We start from the raw sequence: 3,910 nt of genomic DNA on the forward strand, positions 1-3,910 counted from the left end.
CTTCCACAGACAAACGGGCATTAGCGTGAAGCTCCATCGGGCTCCTTCAGGTGAGAGCGACTAGACACCCTCAAGCCTGGAGGAGCCCGACCTGAACAACGTCCCTAGGAACTACAGCTAGCCCGCGCGAGCGCGGCGGGTGCAGGGTCGTTCAGAGAACGCTGATCGCGCTCGCGCGCCAGCGCCGGTCGAGGCCCTCGAGCCGGATCGCCACGGCCCGTGCCCGCGCTCGACTCGTCACGATCACGACCGCTTCGACGACGCCGTCGCGCGGCGCGGTCAGCCGGGGCGTGCCGACCGAGAAGGTCGGCCGCACGACGGGAGCGCCGCGCGCGGCCCGGGCGCGGGCGCTTATCGAGGCCCTCGCGAGCAGGGTGCGGTACACGTCGTCGGTGACCCACCGGGCGACCTGCTCGAGCTCGCGCGCTCCTGCGAGGATCTCGATCACGCAGCGCGTCAGGTTCTCGATGAGGGGCATTGGGTCGGGCAGGTCGGCGGTCGAGGTCGGCTGGTAGTCGAAGTACTCTTCGTGCGCGATGCGCGCGAGCGACCCGCGGCCTCGAGGCGGTGCGCCCGGTGCCGGACCGTCGTCGGGGGTGGGCTCGGTGGCGACGGGGGACGATGCGGCGTTCACGGTCGGCTCCTTCTGCGGGGGAGGATCGCGGATGAGGGTCTCGAGCCGGTCGCGCCCCTTCCCCCGGGCGGTAGACCGACTGGTGCACCCCAGCGGGGCAGCACCACTCAAGCAAAAGATTCCTCATTCGTAAAGAGGAATCCTCGAACTGTGGACAACTGCCTCAGCGGCGTCGGTGGCCGTCGCTACCGTCTGGGCATGCGCTGGGACCACCTCTTCGACGATCTCGCCGGTCAGCTCGAGCACGAGCTGCAGGCGGAGCAGGCCGACCTGCAGCACGAAGAAGAGCGGCTGCGACTCGGCCGATTGCCGCTTCGTGAGCGCCTCGTCTCGTTGCGCGATTCCGGCGATCCTGCCTTCCGCATCATTCGGTGCCGCCTGCGATCGGCCGAGGTGGTCAGGGTGAGCCTGCGCACGGTCGGTCGCGACTGGATCGCAGGCGATCTCGACGAGCCTCCGGGCCGGGATCAAGCGATCATGCCCTTCGCCGCGATCGATGCCCTGCTGCTGAGCCCAGAGCAAGCCGTGCGCTCGCTCGAGCCCACTGTCGAGCGATCCGAGCTGGCGGCCCGACTCGGCATCGCCTTCCTGCTGCGCGACCTCTGCCGACGTCGAGCGGTCGTGACCGTGCGCACGGCCTCGGGCGCCGCGACGGGCACGATCGATCGGGTCGGGCGCGATCATCTCGACCTGGCCGAGCACGATCGCGATCAACCGCGGCGGTCGCAGCACGTGCAGCAGATCAGGGTGATCCCGACCGAGCAGATCGATCTCGTGCGCCTGTAGGCCCGCGGTGCCGGTCTGCGCATCGTGCCGGTTTGCGCACCGTGCCGGTTTGCGCACCGTGCCGGTTTGCACACCGTGCCGGTTCGCGCACCGTGCCGGCGAGCGGCGGTAGCCGGGGTCGCGGCGCCGCCCGACTAGGGCCGGCGGGTGCGTGCACGACGAGCGCCGAAGAGCTCGGTAACCTCGGCGCTCTGCGCCTCGTTCCACTGAGCGAGGCGGCGCTGCTCGTCGTACTGGTCGCGGATGAAGGTCTCGAGCGCACTCTGCTCGATGCGCCACTGCCCGAGCGATCCGAGCCGGAAGGCCGGCAGCTCGCCCGAGCGCACGAGCTCGAGCACTTCGGCGGCGCTGAGACGAAGCAGCTCGGCGGCGTCGGAAAGGGTCAGGAGATGACCCAGGGGGCTGCCCGCCGCATCCGTCATGCCTCGATTATCGACCGTCGAGCCGCTGTGACCCCGGGATGTGGATAACTGATCCGGCGGATCCCGGGGAATCGTCAGGATCGGTCGCGTTCTGCTGCGCGAGCCCTGGAGGAGAAATGCCCGACGCCCCACACCCGTCCCCGACGGTCGCGCGCTCCCGACCGCGCCCCGACGCGCGACTGCTCGTCGGGCTCGCGCTCGTCGTCGCTTCGATCGCGGCGGTCGTCGGCATCGTCACCGCGGCCGACGAGGGCGAGGACGTGCTCGCCGCGCCCCGACTGCTCACGGCCGGTCAGCTGCTTACGATCGACGACCTCGAGGTGCGTCGTGTCGCCCTCGGCGTCGACGGACACGGGTATCTGCGACCCGACGATGTGCCCGACGCGGGCGTAGTCGTGACGCGCACGGTGGGGGAGGGCGAGCTCGTTCCGATCGCCGCGGTGGGAGACGTGCGAGGCCCGAGCGAGACGACGATCGTCGTCTCGCTCTCGACGGCGATTGGCGCGACGGTGCGTGCGGGGGACTCGCTCGACCTGTGGTCGGCCCCCGCCCTCGACGCCGGCAGGTTCGGCGCCCCCGTCGTGATCGCGCCGGGAACCCTTCTCGTGCGCACGATCACCCCCGAGGGGATCGTCGCGGCAACCGAGGCGGGCCGCGTCGAACTGCTGGTTCCCCGTCGTGATGTCGCGCGCATCCTGCATGCCATGGCGAACGGCGACGCCCTCTCGGCGGTACCGGCGTCGCTCGCGATCGGAGGCTGAGGTGCTCGTCGCGATCGCGGTGCCCGGCATGGATGCCGACGCTGTCGAGCTCGCGCTGCTGCGGGCCGGTCATCGGGTCATCTGGCGCGCGCTCGATCAAGACGAGGTGCTCGCGCAGCTCGCCCAGCGTGCGCCTGACGCGATCCTGCTCGCCGACCATCCGGCGGTCGCCTCGGCCACCGTCGTCGGATCGTGCGACCTGCTCGGCGTGCGCAGCTGCCTCGTCGTGAGCGGCGACACCCCGCTCTCGGTCGGGGCGCAGCGGCTCGGCCTGCACGACGTGCTGCGCGCACACGAAGACGGCTCGATCGATGTCGGGCTGCTCGGCGCGCCGCCGGCCGGCCCGATGCCGGCGACCCCGGCCGACCCGGCCGCGACGAGTCCGGTGCCCGAGTCGGTCGACCCGGCACCGGTGCCGACTGCTCCCGCGATGCCCGGTTCCGCGACTCCAGGCGCGACATCGGGGAGCGCGGCATCGGGCTCACGACAGGCGCCCGTGCCGACCACCACCGCGGCACCTGCCCGTGCACCGCGCATCGTCACCGTCTGGGGCCCGGCCGGCGCCCCCGGGCGCACGACGATCGCGATCGGAGTCGCGGCCGAGCTCGCCGCTCGTGGCGAATCCGTGTGCCTCATCGACGCCGACACCTACGGCGGCACGATCGCCCCGGCGCTCGGGCTGCTTGACGAGTCACCCGGCTTCGCCGCCGCCTGTCGGCTCGCGGGGGCCGACGCCCTCACCACAGCCGAGCTTGATCGAGTGGCGCAGACCGCCACCGGGGCGGCCGGTGCGCCCTTCTCGGTGCTCACGGGGATCGGCCGGCCGCATCGCTGGCCCGAGCTGTCGGCGGCGCGCGTGACGGCGGTGCTCGAGCAGTGCCGTCGTTGGCGTTCGGTCGTGGTGGTCGACGCGGGCTTCAACCTCGAGAGCGACGAAGAGATCAGCAGTGACCTGCTCGCGCCCCGGCGCAATGCCGCCACGATCGCGGCGCTCCGCGCTGCCGACGAAGTGGTGGCCGTCGGAGCCGCCGACCCGCTCGGGCTCGCACGGCTGCTGCGCACGCACGCCGACCTGCTCGAGACGATCGAGAGCGCGCACGTGCGCATCGCGATCACGCGCGTGCGGGCGTCAGTGCTCGGCATCGACCCGCACGGGCAGGTGCGCCAGACGCTCGAGCGCTTCGCCGGCATCCGCGACGCCGTGCTGATCGACGACGATCGGGATGCCGCCGACGCCGCCCTGCTGACGGCGCGCCCGGTGCCCGCGGCCGCGGCGAACTGGGCGCTGGCGCGCGGCATCGCCGAGC

General features: G+C 72.1%; 5 protein-coding genes. 3 read left to right on the plus strand and 2 right to left on the minus strand.

Annotated elements, in window-relative coordinates; translation table 11 throughout:
- Positions 1–151 precede the first annotated feature (151 nt).
- The gene (locus ACK4HH_RS13130; protein WP_409652790.1) at positions 152–634 is read right to left on the minus strand and encodes an Rv3235 family protein; all 483 of its coding nucleotides are present in this window, start codon (positions 632–634) and stop codon (positions 152–154) included.
- A 198-nt stretch (positions 635–832) separates the two neighbouring features.
- Here ACK4HH_RS13130 and ACK4HH_RS13135 point away from each other — a divergent pair, with 198 nt between their 5' ends.
- Entirely contained in the window at positions 833–1,420 is a 588-nt protein-coding gene (locus tag ACK4HH_RS13135; protein ID WP_409652793.1) for a hypothetical protein, read from the plus strand.
- Between the two features lie 134 nt (positions 1,421–1,554).
- On the opposite strand, the gene ACK4HH_RS13140 is transcribed toward ACK4HH_RS13135, so the two are convergent.
- Entirely contained in the window at positions 1,555–1,842 is a 288-nt protein-coding gene (locus tag ACK4HH_RS13140) for a helix-turn-helix domain-containing protein (protein ID WP_409652796.1), read from the minus strand.
- Positions 1,843–1,958: 116 nt separating this feature from the next.
- Between ACK4HH_RS13140 and ACK4HH_RS13145 the strand changes: the two genes are divergently transcribed.
- Together ACK4HH_RS13145 and ACK4HH_RS13150 are read left to right on the plus strand one after the other, a co-directional pair.
- Complete coding sequence (locus ACK4HH_RS13145; protein WP_409652800.1) at positions 1,959–2,603, plus strand: hypothetical protein; 645 nt, start codon at positions 1,959–1,961, stop codon at positions 2,601–2,603.
- Between the two features lies 1 nt (position 2,604).
- Positions 2,605–3,910: CpaE family protein (locus ACK4HH_RS13150; protein ID WP_409652803.1), on the plus strand; the 1,306-nt coding region annotated here is incomplete at its 3' end.

Source organism: Microcella sp. (assembly GCF_046296455.1).
Taxonomy (GTDB): domain Bacteria; phylum Actinomycetota; class Actinomycetes; order Actinomycetales; family Microbacteriaceae; genus Microcella.

Coding starts and splice junctions, on each gene's coding strand:
- ACK4HH_RS13135 (WP_409652793.1), top strand. CDS start 833: ATGCGCTGGGACCACCTCTTCGACGATCTCGCCGGTCAGCTCGAGCAC.
- ACK4HH_RS13145 (WP_409652800.1), top strand. CDS start 1,959: ATGCCCGACGCCCCACACCCGTCCCCGACGGTCGCGCGCTCCCGACCG.
- ACK4HH_RS13140 (WP_409652796.1), bottom strand. CDS start 1,842: ATGACGGATGCGGCGGGCAGCCCCCTGGGTCATCTCCTGACCCTTTCC.